The following is a 15039-nucleotide window of genomic DNA, read 5'->3' as shown; positions in this document are numbered from 1 at the left end:
CGAGGTGAGAGTTACATGCCGGTAATTAAAGTACGTGAAAACGAGCCCTTCGACGTAGCACTGCGTCGCTTCAAACGTTCATGCGAAAAAGCAGGTGTCCTGGCCGAAGTTCGTCGTCGTGAGTTCTATGAAAAACCGACTACCGAACGTAAACGCGCCAAAGCATCCGCAGTAAAACGTCATGCAAAAAAATTGGCTCGCGAAAACGCACGCCGCACTCGTCTGTATTAATTTTTCGGGGTGAAAACCCCAACCGCGTGATTAATCCGCAGACTTAGCAGTTGCATACGAAGGCCGTGCGATCCGGAAGGATTGCGCGGCTTGTTCTCGTTTATAGGCTAACCAATCAGGGCTTATGGCTGGACGAATCCCACGCGTATTTATCAACGACTTGTTGGCTCGCACCGATATCATCGACCTGATCGACGCTCGGGTGAAGCTGAAAAAACAAGGCAAGAATTATCACGCTTGTTGTCCGTTTCACCATGAAAAAACCCCGTCGTTTACCGTCAATGGCGAGAAGCAGTTTTACCATTGTTTCGGATGCGGCGCCCATGGCAATGCCATCGATTTCCTGATGAATTACGACCGGCTTGAGTTTGTCGAATCCATCGAGGAACTCGCCACCATGCACGGCCTTGAAGTGCCGTCCGAGACGGGCGCCGGTCCCAACCAGCAGGAACGCCACCAGCGTCAGAGCCTCTACCAGGTGATGGAGAAGCTTAGCGACTACTATTTGCAGGCGCTGCAGCAGCCCGCCGCCGCGCCGGCGCACCAGTACCTGGACAAGCGGGGGCTGAGCGCGGAGATCATCAGCCATTTCGCCATCGGCTACGCGCCGCCCGGCTGGGACAACGTGTTGAAACGCTTTGGCCGCTCGGCGGACGATCGCACGGCATTGAACGATGCCGGAATGCTGGTGACTAACGATCAGGGACGGGTTTATGATCGCTTTCGCGAGCGCGTCATGTTCCCGATCCGCGACCGGCGCGGGCGGGTTATCGCCTTTGGCGGGCGCATCCTTGGCGACGGCCAGCCGAAGTACCTGAACTCGCCGGAAACCGAGATTTTTCATAAAGGCCGCCAGCTGTACGGGCTTTATGAAGCGCAGCAGAAGCACCCGGCGCTGTCGCGCCTGCTGGTGGTGGAAGGCTATATGGACGTGGTGGCCCTGGCGCAGTTCGGCATTGATTATGCCGTCGCCTCGCTCGGCACCGCCACCACCGCCGAGCATATCCAGCTGCTCTACCGCGCCACGGATCAGGTCATCTGCTGCTACGACGGCGACCGCGCGGGCCGGGAAGCCGCCTGGCGCGCGCTGGAAACCGCCCTGCCCTATTTGAACGACGGGCGCCAGCTGCGGTTTATGTTCCTGCCGGACGGGGAAGATCCCGATACCCTGGTGCGCCAGATTGGCAAAGAGGCCTTTGAGCAGCGCATGGAACAGGCGCAGCCGCTATCGGTTTTTTTGTTCGAGACGCTGATGCCGCAGGTGGATTTAAGCAGCCCGGACGGCCGCGCCAAGCTCAGCACCCTGGCGCTGCCGCTGATAAGCCAGGTGCCCGGGGAAACGCTGCGCATGTACCTGCGCCAGCAATTGGGTAATAAATTGGGCATTTTGGACGATAACCAATTGGAAAAGCTGCTGCCGAAGCAGGCGGGCAATACAAATATTTCGCCGCAACCCCGGATAAAACGCACAACCATGCGTATACTTATAGGATTGCTGGTGCAAAACCCGCGCCTGTCGGCCCTTATCCCGTCCTTACAGGGATTGGAGCAGGCGAATCAACCGGGTGTGCCGCTGTTTATTGAATTAGTCCAGACCTGCCAGGCGCAGCCGGGCCTGACCACGGGGCAGCTGCTGGAGCTGTACCGGGATAATAAATCCAGCCCGCAGCTTGAAACGCTGGCGATTTGGAACCACATGATCATAGAGGATATGATCGAAGCGACGTTTGTCGATACCCTGACGAGCCTTTATGACTCCATACTGGAACAACGTCAGGAAGAGCTGATAGCGCGCGATAGAACGCACGGATTGACGACCGAAGAACGAAAAGAGCTTTGGTCACTGAATATGGCTCTGGCCAAAAAGACATGAATGACACCGAGGCTTAATTGCCTATAAATGGCAGGGCAATGCCCTGTGCGATGCCGTATTGGGCTGCGGCGTTAAACAAAGGCCTGCACTCTTGTTGGTGATGAAATTTCACCGACCAACACCGAATTATAATCTGAAGTGTGGATACCGTCTTATGGAGCAAAACCCGCAGTCACAGCTCAAGCTACTTGTCACTCGTGGTAAGGAGCAAGGCTATTTGACCTTTGCCGAGGTCAATGACCATCTGCCGGAGGATATCGTCGACTCCGACCAGATCGAAGACATCATCCAGATGATAAATGACATGGGCATCCAGGTGATGGAAGAAGCACCGGATGCCGACGACCTGCTGTTGGCCGAAAACACCTCCGACACCGACGAAGATGCCGCCGAAGCGGCCGCGCAGGTCCTGTCGAGCGTGGAGTCCGAAATTGGACGCACCACCGACCCCGTGCGCATGTACATGCGCGAAATGGGTACCGTTGAACTGCTGACCCGTGAAGGTGAAATCGATATCGCCAAGCGTATCGAGGACGGGATTAATCAGGTGCAATGCTCGGTTGCCGAGTATCCTGAGGCAATCACCTACCTGCTGGAACAATATGATCGCGTCGAAGCGGGCGAAGCGCGCCTGTCGGACCTGATCACCGGTTTTGTCGACCCGAACGCCGAAGAAGAGATGGCGCCGACCGCGACCCATATCGGCTCCGAACTGACCACCGCCGAACTGGCCGACAACGATGACGACGAAGAAGAAGATGACGACGACGCGGAGGACGATAACAGTATCGATCCCGAGCTGGCGCGCCAGAAATTCGTCGATCTGCGCGATCAGTACGAAGCCACGCGCAATGTCATCAAAGCCAACGGCCGCAGCCACGCCAAGTCGGCGGATGAAATCCTCAAGCTCTCCGAGGTGTTCAAGCAGTTCCGCCTGGTGCCGAAACAGTTCGACTACCTGGTAAGCAACATGCGCTCCATGATGGATCGCGTGCGCACCCAGGAACGGTTGATCATGAAGCTCTGCGTCGAAAACTGCAAAATGCCGAAGAAAAACTTCGTCACGCTGTTTGCCGGCAACGAGACCAGCGAAGCCTGGTTCAAGGCGGCGCTGGCCATGAACAAGCCTTGGTCGGAAAAACTGCGCGAAGTCGATGAAGACGTCCATCGCAACCTGCAAAAGCTGCGTCAGATTGAAGAAGAAACCGGCCTGACCATCGAACAGGTGAAGGACATCAACCGTCGCATGTCCATCGGCGAAGCGAAAGCCCGCCGCGCCAAGAAAGAAATGGTGGAAGCCAACCTGCGTCTGGTTATCTCGATTGCCAAGAAGTACACCAACCGCGGTTTGCAATTCCTGGATTTGATCCAGGAAGGGAATATCGGTTTGATGAAGGCGGTGGATAAGTTTGAATACCGCCGCGGGTACAAGTTCTCGACCTATGCCACCTGGTGGATCCGTCAGGCCATTACCCGCTCCATCGCCGACCAGGCGCGCACCATCCGTATCCCGGTACATATGATTGAGACCATTAACAAGCTCAACCGTATTTCCCGCCAGATGCTGCAGGAAATGGGCCGCGAGCCCACCCCTGAAGAGCTGGCGGAACGGATGCTGATGCCGGAAGATAAAATCCGCAAGGTGTTGAAAATCGCCAAGGAGCCGATCTCCATGGAAACGCCGATCGGCGACGATGAAGATTCGCATCTGGGTGATTTTATCGAGGATACCACCCTCGAGCTGCCGCTGGATTCCGCCACCTCGGAAAGCCTGCGTTCGGCCACGCATGATGTGCTGGCCGGCCTGACCGCCCGTGAAGCCAAAGTCCTGCGCATGCGTTTTGGCATTGATATGAATACCGACCATACGCTGGAAGAAGTGGGCAAACAGTTTGACGTTACCCGCGAGCGTATCCGTCAGATCGAGGCGAAGGCGCTGCGCAAGCTGCGCCATCCCAGCCGGTCTGAAGTGCTGCGCAGCTTCCTGGATGACTAAACCCCGCAGGACCCGGCAACGGGCCTGCCCGGCGCGTTAACGGCCGCAACAAGCCCCGCTCTCGACAGGCGGGGCTTTTTTTTTGATTGATGCCCGTGCTATTTCCCCGCGGCGCGGCACTCGCCTTACGATCGGCGCTGCGTTTGGCCCGGGCATCCGGCGGCCAGGCCTGGTTATGCCCCTTGACCGGGCCGGGTTACCGGCCCCGCGTCGCCAGTATGGCATCCAGCTCGCGATAGGATTTGATCAGCGTCTCGAAACCCATACGGTTCAGTCCGCTGGGATTGGGCAGCACCCAGATTTCGGTTTTGCCGATGGTCACCTCCTGCTTGCCCCAAATGGCGTTGCTCACCCGAAACGCCTGCCGGTACGCCTGCTTGCCCAGTACCGCCAGCGCGGTGGGCTGATACGCCTGAATCTTCTCGATCAGGCGTTTGCCGCCCTCCCGGTACTCCGCCAGCGTCAGCTCGGACGCCTCGGTGGTGGGCCGCTCTGCCAGCATGGTAATGCCGCATCCCGTATCCAGCAGTTGACGTTCTTCCTCAGGCTTAAGCTGCCGCTCGGTAAACCCGGCCTGATGGATGATTTTCCAGAACCGGTTATTGGGATTGGCGAAATGCACACCCTTATGGGCGCTCGACAATCCCGGGTTGATACCACAAAAAACCACCCGAAGCCCCGGGGCCAGAATGTCCTCTATCATCTTGAAACTCCTGAAAATGCAACGCGCTACACACGCCGGCCAATAATAGCGCGTAATTGGCGATAAATCAGCCAAGCAAACCGGGACACTATGGATCTGTCACCGCAGTTACTCTATAATCAACGCCCACTCGGCCCCTTAGCTCAGTTGGTTAGAGCAGGCGACTCATAATCGCTTGGTCGCTGGTTCAAGTCCAGCAGGGGCCACCAAGAAAAACCTTACAGAACAATATATTAAGCCACCATATTGCATGGTGGCTTTTTTGTAGGCGCTACAGGATGGCAGCAAAATGGCAGCAGAGTAATCCTGATTCTATCCTTCAAACACGCAGAGGTAGCCAAAATTGACCTCCCCCCATATCCTGATCATGGCTAAATGAGAGGATTTGCCGTTTTTGGTGACTTCGGATAAATTCCGCCGGAGTCAGATCATTTAATGAAGAAGGTGTCCTGTCATGGTTATATTCCTCCCGCCAGCGATCAAGCTTTTCCTGCACATCTTCCATCGACAGGAACCCGTGGATATTTAGGCATTCATCCCTCAGGCTGCCATTAAATGATTCGATAAACGGGTTATCCGTCGGCGTGCCGGGGCGTGAGAAGTCCATGGTGACCTTATTTTCGTACGCCCATCTATCCAGCACTTTTGAGATAAATTCGCTGCCGTTGTCGGCCTGGATCCTTAACGGCACACGATTGTGCATCAACCTCAGATGCTCCAGTACCGCCACCACATCCTCGCCCCTGAGCGACTGGCCGGCATGGATCGCCAGGCATTCCCGACTAAAATTATCGACCACAGTTAACGCCCGAAACCGGCGCCCGTTAAACAGATTATCAGCAACGAAATCCATGCTCCAGCATTGATCCGGATTTGACAGTAGCGGCCTCTCGAGCCGGTGGGCCGCCGTCACATGGCGCCGGGGCCGTTTGCACCGCAAATTTAACCCCTCCTGGCAGTATATGCGGTGCGTTTTTTTGTGGTTCACTCGCCAGCCTTCACGCCTGAGCTGTACATGTATTCGCTCGCAGCCATAACGGATCCGGGTTTCAGCAATCTCCCTGATCCGCATGGTCAGCACCCGGTCATCACGGCAAGAACGGTAGTGATAAACCGAGCGGCTCATGGGGATCGTCTGGCAGGCGCGACGAATGCCTACCCGGTAAGCGTCAAGCAAAAAATGGACAATTTCACGCATACGGGCAGGTTTTAAAACTTTCGTTTTAGCACATCCTGCAGCATCTCTTTGTCCAGGCTCAGATCCGCCACCAAGCGTTTTAGCCGCTGATTTTCATCTTCCAGCTGACGCAAGCGCCGCAGTTCAGCCACGCCCATGCCGCTAAATTTTTTCTTCCAGTTGAAAAAGGTCGCTTCAGAAATGCCCATCGTGCGACACACTTCCGCCACGCGGGTGCCGCCTTCCGCCTGTTTCAAGGCAAAAGCTATCTGTTCCTCGGTAAACTTGGATTTTTTCATGCCCGGATCCCCCCTTTAGTATGAGAAGTGTGGCAGAAAGCTCCCGTTTAGCCTGGTCCTGTTTAATGGGAGGAGATCAGGAAGAGATCACAAGGTAAAGCGATGAGTTTAAAAACTATTTAATGACAAGTCAGTTTTTTCATCATCTCAAATCGAGAGATGTACAGTGCTATCCCATTGTACCAGCCTTGCGGGCTGTCCCTATCCACACTAGAATGATTGCAACAAAACGAGGCTTTCACCATGACAAAAAAAACAGCACATACTCAGATCACCAGAACTCAGATCTATCGTTCCGTCGCCAGTTCAACCGCGATCGAAACAGGCGTTTCCGTGCAAAAGATTGAACAGCAACTCAAAAAAAATCAGGTACAGGCGAAAGCTGTTGGCCTCGCCCGTTAATCTGGCAAGATATCGTCCACCAGTTGCATCATGGGGCTATAGTTCCCTGATATGCCTGCCTGTATTGCCTTGAAGTAAAACGCCTTGTGCTCATCCCACAGGCTGTAGTCCAGTAAGCCCTTCCCCGACAGAACCGACAACACATCGCAAAGCAATCTCGACAGACGCCCGTTACCTTCTCTGAATGGATGGATCAAAATAAATTCCACATGGCATTCAGCCAGATAACGAACCAGCTCCGGACGAGCCAGGGATTTCAGTTCACCAGAACGGGAGAGAAACTGCTTCTCGAAACCATCAAGAAGAAGCGGAATCCTGTCGGCAGCAGCAAACTGGAAACCGTCCTTAGTTAAGTTGGCATTACGCAACCTCCCCGCCCAGTCGTACACATTCCCCAGCCATTGACGATGCCAGCCGCTGATATGCTCAAAAGCCAGCGCCGCTGGCGGCTGGCCTTCGATAAATAGCTGTTCATAAAGCATCAGCAATAGACCAGACTCCAGCGCCTCCATTTCCTCTTCTTCAGTGATCCCTAGCTTATTAGCCAGCACCAAGTCTCCAGAGCCCGGCTGATAACGCTCTTCTGCTGAATTAAGCTCATATTTTGACAAGCTCTTACCTCCGTCCAAATAAGTTCACACCGTTGTTTTCCTGCTGGCGCTGATAGTTGTTAACCCGATCCTCCCAGATCTCAAGCGCCCTGCGCTTTTCAGTCAGGTAATCATAACGATCATAGTGTTTCGAGCTAACGTCGTTCAACGCGTGGTTCTGGATACGATCGCGGATCTCTTTACTGATCCCCGCCTCCCCCATCAGCGTTTTACAGGTGCGACGTAAATCTCGCGCCGTGAAAACGTTAAACTCAGGACTAGAGGCCCGGAAATACATGATGGAACGCGCCAGACTATCGGTGCGCACCGGTCGCTCGCCGTTGGTCGAGCGTGGGAAGATATAGAGGCTACCACTTTCCTTAGTCAGTTCTTTAACAGAGGCTAATTCATTTAATGCCGACTCAGTCAGCGGGATCAGGTGCTCACGCTTGTTTTTCGATACATCGGCAATGACCAGTAACGTCTTCTGCTGCCAGTCAATCGCGTTCCACTGGCTGGCAATCATTTCAAACGGGCGCTGCCCGCCAGCAAAAACACAGAAGCGAATCAGATGCTGCATCAACGGGCCAACGTTAGTTGCCTGAGCGAACTGTTCCATGACAAAACGTAGCTCTTCCAGCGTTAACCATGTATCACCCACTTTCTCCGCCGAGGACTGCTTCGGTATGGCCGATACCGATTAGCATCAAGCCCGAACGTAATGCCTACGCTGGTATTCATCGGATCGTTATCGGCTTTAAGCCCGTAGTTGAAAGCCGCCATCAGGTAGGAACGAATTCGGTTTGCATGGACCACCGCATCACGCTGGATGATGCCAGACAAGATCGTTTTGATCTGTAAGGGCGTGACATCCTTCGCTTTGGTCTCGCGAGGAATGACTGAATAGCACTCTTTTTCAAGACGCTTCAGTACATCGGCCCAGGTCCGCTTATTGTCGAGCTTAATCTTGTTAACATAGCCGTGTACCAGTTCTTTAAACGATCCCTGCGAGCGATGAAGCTGCATGATGTGCTGTTCGGCCAGGCGTTGTTGCTCAAGCTCTTGCTGGGGATTTTTTCCTTCAACAAGCCAGGCTCCGTACTTTTTCGCCAGCTCATTGTCCGTCACCAGTTTCATCTCAGGCTAGATGCCCAGCTGAATGAATTTCTCTTTCTTCCCTTTCTCAATGTAGTAACGGAAATAAAAAATCTTGCTGCCTGAAGGCTGAACTTTGACACCAAGCCTGCCGGTACCGCGCTGAGCGCTGTTGCTCCACACGTAGTACGACGTGCTTTTTATCTTCAATCCACGTATAGCAGTCTCGGTAAGATTAGCGGCCATGAGGTTGCCTTTCTGAGGATAAGCGTTACCTGACCCGATGCCCATTTTGGGTCAGGTAACGATAGTACAATGGGGAGACGAGACAACCAATCAGAAACAAAAATAACCTCATAACTGATTGATTATAGAAAATTAAAAATACAATAGGCGCCAATGGCGAACGATTAGAAACATGCCGATTTTATGACTCATAATCGCTTGGTCGCTGGTTCAAGTCCAGCAGGGGCCACCAAGAAAACTTATATAAATCATCCTATTACAACCACCCTTCCCCGTTTCGATTTTTCCTGTTTTACCCGAGTGTCTCAAAAGTGTCTCACCAGAAAATATCGTGCCTCATCGACGACGCAGTTTAGACATCGGAAACAGGCAAACGGCAGGCGAAAAAAAACCTGCTCTCGCAGGCTTGGCTCAGAGCCAAACGCATCTTGCTTGGCCCTGGGATGGGGCGGCGCCGGATTTACCCGGCCGGGGATCATAATGGATTCCGTAATGCTTTCCATAGTCTTAAACGTATGGCCGCAATTGATATTAGTGCATTGGTGATAATGTTCTTTGGTGGTATCCCGGTTACGAAGCGGGTTAGAAGTCCAGCCTCATAAGAAGCTCGTCATGGAACACGCCATCAACACATAATGCAGCGGTATCTGTTGCCCATTCTTTGAATCCAACAGAACGATAAAGCGCCTGCGCCGGACGGTTTGTCGAGACGACGGAAAGCTTCACCGTCCTCACCGTTCCAACCGCCTGCAGTGCTGCCGCCATAAGCGCCCTGGAAAGACCGCTGCCCCTCAGTTCAGCCCGGACATACATTCCCCAAAACGTGGCCACATGGCTCAGCTTTGGCGCAGTACTGAAACTGATGCCAATGATGCCCTGCAATCTATTATGCAGGTCAAACCCGCCAAATACCGTATTTAACAGCAGGCGCTCAGCAAAGAACTCATCAGGCTTCTGGCTTTCATCTGCAAATGAAGCGCCGAATGCCTCCGGGTAAAGCCTGAGAGCTTCGAGTCTGACATACCTGAAATCGCCAACATGGTTTCTGGTAACGCGGCGTACCGTAAATACGTCCATTTCCCGCTCCCTACTGCCGCAAAGATGATGTTCGTTATCCTCGGCGGGGCTGAATTTAACACCACCCCCGGCAACGCCTGCCCATCATTGCCTGTTTTCAGACGATATTATTATCCAGAAGGGAGGTGCCGTAAGAATTATCGACAGTACACAACCACCGGCCGTCGCCCTCCCGGCGGAATACATAGGTTGCCCGCCGGATGGTCTCGGCCGTTCCACCCTGGTCATCCGGAAAACGAAGCACCGTTTCCATGATAACCAGAGCATTCCCGCCGCCTTCAATAACCTGCATTTTCCCCTGCTCCACAATGAGCCGATCCTGGAAATAGTCAGATATGGCAATGAAAGCGCGGCGAATATCGTCTTTACCCCGGGCTATCATGCCCGGTTTAACAACCAGCGCCGCATCTTCGGCGTAATGTGCCATCAGCGCGTCAAAATCTTTTGCTGAGATAGCCTTATCACATGACGCAATGATCTGCCGGATCGGGTGTGAATTCATGTATTACTCCCCTGAGAATTAACCTTTTCTATTTACCATAACATCTAACACCCGCCCCCTGAAAGGCGCGCTAACGCTTCTCTGTAGTGTTATGCTGCCCCTCGGCGATCAACCTCAACCCGCTGGCGGCTCGCATCAGGCACGCTTTAGCCTCTTCCGGCATTAATTGTATCCCCCTGGCCCGGGTCTGTTCTATGAGGTCGGCGGTGCGGATGCGTACGCCGTTAGTTTCGGAGCAAACCACATGCGCGAAGGCATCACCTAACTCGTTCTCTCTTATCATTATCAGCCCTCGCCTATTACGGGAAAGGCTACCCGAAGTAGGGAAAAAAACGTTATTACCGGACAAACAGCAGGTAAACTATCCACTCCAATAACAGAGGCGGTGAAGCGATATGCTGCAAGTATGGGGAAGGAAAACGTCATCCAATGTCCAGGCGCTGATGTGGTGCATCGGTGAATTGCAACTCGATTATCAGCGTTACGATATCGGCCATAAATACGGCGGCAATCACACGCCGGCGTTTTTAGCCATGAATCCCAACGGCACCGTGCCGGTGTTGCAAGATAACGCTGGCCCGGCGTTATGGGAAACGGGCGCCATACTGCGGTATCTGGCAGCCAGGTATGGGAATGATGTTTTTTGGCCGCGGGATGAGAATTGCCGGGCGCAGGTGGATATGTGGGCGGAGTGGTCAAAAATTAATGTGGCGCTTAACTTTACCGCCCCCATTTTCTGGCGCGTGGTGCGCACGGCGGCGAACGAGCGGGATCCGCTGGCGATTGGCCGCGCGGTGGAAACGCTGGCAACCGTTTTATCTATCGCTGAACGCCAGTTAGCCCTGCATCCTTATCTAACGGGTCATGAATTGACTTTAGCGGATATACAGTTCGGCCATGTACTATATCGTTATTATGATATTGATATTCCTCGCCCGGCGTTGCCTCATTTGCAAGCCTATTATCAACGGCTAGCTTCCCGGCCGGCGTACAAAAAACATGTGATAATTTCTTACGAGGAATTACGCGTTTTCTGATGTCGCTAAAACAGCGGTCGCCAGGGGCCGTTTTTCAGCCTGCGCTCTTTATCTGATTTTCGCCGCATCCAAGCCATGGCTGCAAGATAAAGGTTCTCGTTACTTATCCGTGTAAATAGAACTAGTATTGTCAAAATTATTTCCAAACGATAATGTGAATGGTATATTCAGTTGCAGCGCGCCATCATGCGATAAAGCAAAAAGAATAATAAATTATATTTTCATGATTATTTATTTTGTTATTAAATTTATTTAATAATTAATTCCAATCACATGTTATAAATACATTATCGAGGTAATTAATGGCAAACCGGTATCCCCTGACTGTGCAACTGCATCATATCCAGGCATGGCTGCTCAGCGGATTGTCCAAACAGGACTATTGCGCGCGCGAAAAATTGACGTTAAGTACCTTTTATTATTGGTTAAATAAAAACAAGTTTGACGCGGAAAAAGGCAATATCGGGGCGGCCGGGCGCACCGAGCTCTTAAGAGACGACCCCAATACCGTGACCCTGCACCTGCCCAATGGCTGTTCTGTCAGCTGTTATCCCGGCCAGCTCACCACCATTATGCAAGCGTTGGCCCTGGCATAACGGCGGCGCCGCCGCGGAATTTACCGGCCGTCCTGGGTCAGGCCGTTGCCTGCGGTTGCAAAAGTACGGTTCGGCCACTGCCATTGCTACCTCATAACCGGTAAGCAGGCGACTTACCCGATGGGTAACGCGGATAGCGCTCAAGACAGGCTGTTTTATACGATGGCGGTAAAGCAACTTAGCTGAAATTGGCTGTTTCCGGCCGCCGGGGTGGTCGCCGCATGCCTGGGAATTGCCTTTGCAGAATAGCGCATGGGAAGGTTAATATTAAGAGTAAAGAAACTGTGTATCGCAGCAGGATAGAAAGCCCCCGTAACATGAACAAGGGCTTGGTCAGCGGCGGATTAACGCCGGGCTAATATATCACATCGCCGCCCGAGTAGCTCAGGCTATAAATTAACCGCAGGTTACCCAACGTAACGGTTTCGGTGCCGTTAAACTTATTAATGGTACCAAAAAAACGATTGTTATAGATCATTTTGCCATCCTGGAATTCGGATGGGCCCCGGATAGGCTGTTCAAGCGTCGACCTTGCCAGGTTTTGCCTGACAAACGCATAGATTTTCCTGACAGAATCGTCTGAATCCTCATGGTTGATTACCCCGCCTTCGTATGTCATGATCCAAATGGGCTTATTATCTTTAAGTATTAAAATTTTGCCATTTAACGAGCGGTAACCTACATAATAATTCCGATAAATAAAATTATCGCTGCAATGCTCGATTACTTTCATGTCACCGCTAAGGGTGTCCCTGATAAGGATATTATCAGGAAATTTATAGAGGAACTTATTTGCTTCGACTAAAAATTTAATCATTATATTTGTACAAGTCCTTGGAAAAGAGGGCGCGTTATAATAAATTCGCTACCTTGGCATTATATTAAGAAAAAGATCAAAATATTTGCCCATCACCCCAAAGAGCACCTCACAACGCCAGACTAGCATCATATTATTTGTCTTAGCAAGGCATTATATTTGTTAAATCGTCTATTTAAATATAGCTTTTACCCAATCGCAACGCATGCCGATAATTAATATACATATTATTTATTTATTTTATGTTTTTACCAAAAAAAGCAAGAGGATCTAAATGAAGGGAAAGCGGCATTTTGCCGAATAAACGCATGTCCGCAGAATGTCATGACGAAGAAAGTAGGGAACGGTAAGGATAATCGCCTTTTGCGGGTTAGTCATAAGAAACCCGGCCTGAAGGCCGGGCGAAGTATTTATCTCATTACAGGAAAACCATCATTAAAATGTCTGCCAATGCTCATCCTGGCTGGAGGGCGTCTTGCGGCCGGCAATGGCCCGCGGCGCTTTGCCTGCCGGCACCGGCCGGCCCGGAGCGGAGATACCAGCCTGTTTTAACTTGAACACTGAAACCATCTCGGTCAGGTGACGCGCCTGTTCTTCAAGCGAGGCGGCCGCGGCCGCCGATTCCTGTACCAGCGCCGAGTTTTGCTGGGTGACGCTGTCCATTTCAGTTACCGCCTGGCCGATTTGCTGAATGCCTTTGCTTTGCTCATCCGAAGCCGAGGCGATTTCGCTCATGATATCGGTCACATGGGTGATGGCCTTTACGATATCCTCCATGGTTTCGCCTGCGTGCGCCACCTGGGTTGAACCGACGTTAACCCGTTCCACCGATTCGTTAATCAGGGTCTCGATTTCTTTCGCCGCTTCGCCGCTGCGTTTGGCCAGGTTGCGTACTTCACTGGCCACCACGGCGAATCCCCTGCCCTGTTCGCCGGCGCGGGCTGCTTCCACCGCGGCGTTCAGCGCCAGGATATTGGTCTGGAAGGCGATACTGTTAATCACGCCGATAATATCCACTATGCGCCGCGAACTGGAGGCGATACTGCCCATGGTGGCGACCACTTCCTGCACGCTGGCGCCGCCTTTCCTGGCGGTTTGCGAGGCCGATTCCGCCAGTTTGCTGGCCTGGTGCGCATTGCCGGTATTTTGCTGCACTGTCGAGTTGAGTTCCTCCATACTGGCCGCCGTTTGCTCCAACGCGGAGGCCTGCTGTTCGGTACGGGACGACAGATCGGTATTCCCCATGGAGATCTCGCTTGATCCCTGGTAAATCGCTTCGGCGCTGGCCCTGATGCTGGTTACCGTGGTGACCCAGCTGTTTTGCATTTCCAGCAGGAACGGAATTAACTGGCCAACGCAGTTGCGCCCGAAATTCTTGATCTCGACATCAAGCCGCCCGGCCGCCAGTTCGGTGAAATAGTATTTTATGGTGTCGAGGGGTTTGACCAGATAACGCACCAGGTAACGATCGGTAATCACCATAAGGAGAATTCCCGCCAGTAGCGCGCCCATTAGCGTGCGCTGACACCAGGAGACCAGCAGGTTTATGCGGATACTCGAGTCCGCCTTGATTTTTTCTATCGAGGCATTATATGAATGCATAGCGGTAGTGAACTGTTTGCGCAATGTCAGATACGGGTCGGCGAGCTGACGCTCGGCATCGTCCAGCCGTCCGGTTTGCACCGCCAGGGCGAGCGGTTGAATGCCCTTGGTAAACAAATCGAAGGATGAGTTATAGATGTTATCTACCAGTGCCGGTTCCAGCAGCCCATGATCCATGACTTTAAACTGTTTTAATCCCGCATCGATGGCGTTCATCTCTTCCGAGACCGCAGCCATTTCATCGTCAAAAGCCTGCTTATTGCCGGCCTTGGCCTGCTTGGCGGCCCGCTCCAGCGTGGTGACCGCGCGGTAGTAGTGATCGTTGGCGCCGTTGATGACGTCACCGTTAACCTGTTGATTATCGCTAAGCTTCAGGGTTTCATTAACTTGATTTAAGGAAAATAGCGTAAACGTCGATACCGCTGCCCAGAGCAACGAAAAAATAATGAGGATGAAGACCAATACCCACCTGATTTTAAAATTTTTCAATATATTCATTTACTTTTCCTTTCGTGCTCTCTTTGTTATTCCTTGCCCGGGCATCCTCTTGACGGTTGCCTTGGCATGTCGGCTTATCTCTTGGCGCCGGTAAATCAGGTTCTGGACGGGGCCTTATGAAAATATGCCTTCTGTTAATGGCAATACCCTAATCATCGGCAAAAGCAGGCCAAGGTTTATAGTGCGGAGAATATTTATCCGCATTATTAATCAGCGGCGTTAAAATTGGGTTTAAGGTAAAGATAAAAGTATTGCCATAGCCGTCAGGATGGCCGTTTAGGCGCGCAAAGCGTACATG

13 protein-coding genes, 1 tRNA gene and 2 pseudogenes are annotated in these 15039 nt (G+C 52.3%); 7 read left to right on the top strand and 9 right to left on the bottom strand.

The window, feature by feature from the left end; all coding sequences use genetic code 11:
• Window positions 1-15: 15 nt before the first annotated feature.
• From rpsU to rpoD, 3 genes are all read left to right on the top strand, one after another.
• A complete protein-coding gene (gene rpsU, locus ACL2XF_RS24030; protein ID WP_001144069.1) occupies window positions 16-231 on the top strand; it encodes a 30S ribosomal protein S21 in 216 nt (71 codons plus the stop codon).
• 124 nt (window positions 232-355) lie between these two features.
• Window positions 356-2104, top strand: a complete 1749-nt coding sequence (gene dnaG, locus ACL2XF_RS24025) for a DNA primase (RefSeq protein WP_410013413.1) — start codon at window positions 356-358, stop codon at window positions 2102-2104.
• Window positions 2105-2258: 154 nt separating this feature from the next.
• Window positions 2259-4100 (top strand): RNA polymerase sigma factor RpoD, encoded by a 1842-nt coding sequence (gene rpoD / locus ACL2XF_RS24020; RefSeq protein ID WP_410013412.1) that lies wholly within the window; start codon window positions 2259-2261, stop codon window positions 4098-4100.
• 196 nt (window positions 4101-4296) lie between these two features.
• Here rpoD and mug read toward each other — a convergent pair whose 3' ends face one another.
• Entirely contained in the window at window positions 4297-4803 is a 507-nt protein-coding gene (mug, locus tag ACL2XF_RS24015) for a G/U mismatch-specific DNA glycosylase (protein WP_413721509.1), read from the bottom strand.
• Window positions 4804-4935: 132 nt separating this feature from the next.
• On the opposite strand from mug, the gene ACL2XF_RS24010 reads away from it, so the two are divergent.
• Window positions 4936-5012, top strand: a tRNA-Ile gene (locus ACL2XF_RS24010).
• 110 nt (window positions 5013-5122) lie between these two features.
• Here ACL2XF_RS24010 and ACL2XF_RS24005 read toward each other — a convergent pair.
• Window positions 5123-6279 (bottom strand): IS3 family transposase gene (locus tag ACL2XF_RS24005; RefSeq protein ID WP_413727629.1). Its coding sequence is split into 2 segments (ribosomal slippage): window positions 5123-6027 and window positions 6027-6279, totalling 1158 coding nucleotides; the frame shifts between segments, so codons are not numbered across the junction.
• A 243-nt stretch (window positions 6280-6522) separates the two neighbouring features.
• Between ACL2XF_RS24005 and ACL2XF_RS24000 the strand changes: the two genes are divergently transcribed.
• The gene (locus ACL2XF_RS24000; RefSeq protein ID WP_410013409.1) at window positions 6523-6681 is read left to right on the top strand and encodes a hypothetical protein; all 159 of its coding nucleotides are present in this window, start codon (window positions 6523-6525) and stop codon (window positions 6679-6681) included.
• On the opposite strand, the gene ACL2XF_RS23995 is transcribed toward ACL2XF_RS24000, so the two are convergent.
• The 5 genes and pseudogenes from ACL2XF_RS23995 to ACL2XF_RS23975 all read right to left on the bottom strand — a co-directional run bounded on the left by ACL2XF_RS23995 (window position 6678) and on the right by ACL2XF_RS23975 (window position 10191).
• Window positions 6678-7292 carry a Fic/DOC family protein gene (locus ACL2XF_RS23995; protein ID WP_410013408.1) on the bottom strand — a complete coding sequence of 205 codons (615 nt, stop codon included), beginning with the start codon at window positions 7290-7292 and terminating at the stop codon, window positions 6678-6680. The two genes, ACL2XF_RS24000 and ACL2XF_RS23995, sit on opposite strands and share 4 nt — an antisense overlap.
• 4 nt (window positions 7293-7296) lie before the next feature.
• Window positions 7297-8408 (bottom strand): annotated as a pseudogene (locus ACL2XF_RS23990) (site-specific integrase).
• Window positions 8409-9049: 641 nt separating this feature from the next.
• Window positions 9050-9175, bottom strand: a pseudogene (locus tag ACL2XF_RS23985) (ogr/Delta-like zinc finger family protein); the annotation flags it as partial.
• A gap of 19 nt (window positions 9176-9194) precedes the next feature.
• Complete coding sequence (locus tag ACL2XF_RS23980; RefSeq protein ID WP_413727628.1) at window positions 9195-9689, bottom strand: N-acetyltransferase family protein; 495 nt, start codon at window positions 9687-9689, stop codon at window positions 9195-9197.
• Window positions 9690-9786: 97 nt separating this feature from the next.
• Window positions 9787-10191, bottom strand: coding sequence for a YybH family protein (locus tag ACL2XF_RS23975; RefSeq protein WP_413727627.1), 405 nt, complete (start codon window positions 10189-10191; stop codon window positions 9787-9789).
• Between the two features lie 395 nt (window positions 10192-10586).
• Here ACL2XF_RS23975 and ACL2XF_RS23970 point away from each other — a divergent pair, with 395 nt between their 5' ends.
• The gene (locus ACL2XF_RS23970; protein ID WP_410013405.1) at window positions 10587-11228 is read left to right on the top strand and encodes a glutathione S-transferase family protein; all 642 of its coding nucleotides are present in this window, start codon (window positions 10587-10589) and stop codon (window positions 11226-11228) included.
• A gap of 302 nt (window positions 11229-11530) precedes the next feature.
• The gene (tnpA, locus tag ACL2XF_RS23965) at window positions 11531-11824 is read left to right on the top strand and encodes an IS66 family insertion sequence element accessory protein TnpA (protein WP_410013404.1); all 294 of its coding nucleotides are present in this window, start codon (window positions 11531-11533) and stop codon (window positions 11822-11824) included.
• A 355-nt stretch (window positions 11825-12179) separates the two neighbouring features.
• On the opposite strand, the gene ACL2XF_RS23960 is transcribed toward tnpA, so the two are convergent.
• Complete coding sequence (locus tag ACL2XF_RS23960; RefSeq protein WP_413723561.1) at window positions 12180-12641, bottom strand: DUF5680 domain-containing protein; 462 nt, start codon at window positions 12639-12641, stop codon at window positions 12180-12182.
• Window positions 12642-13076: 435 nt separating this feature from the next.
• The gene (locus ACL2XF_RS23955; protein ID WP_413727626.1) at window positions 13077-14741 is read right to left on the bottom strand and encodes a methyl-accepting chemotaxis protein; all 1665 of its coding nucleotides are present in this window, start codon (window positions 14739-14741) and stop codon (window positions 13077-13079) included.
• Window positions 14742-15039: the final 298 nt, after the last annotated feature.

The organism is Sodalis sp. RH19 (assembly GCF_047324215.1).
Taxonomy (GTDB): Bacteria; Pseudomonadota; Gammaproteobacteria; order Enterobacterales; family Enterobacteriaceae; genus Acerihabitans.
This window is presented reverse-complemented; position numbering and strand designations above follow the sequence as displayed.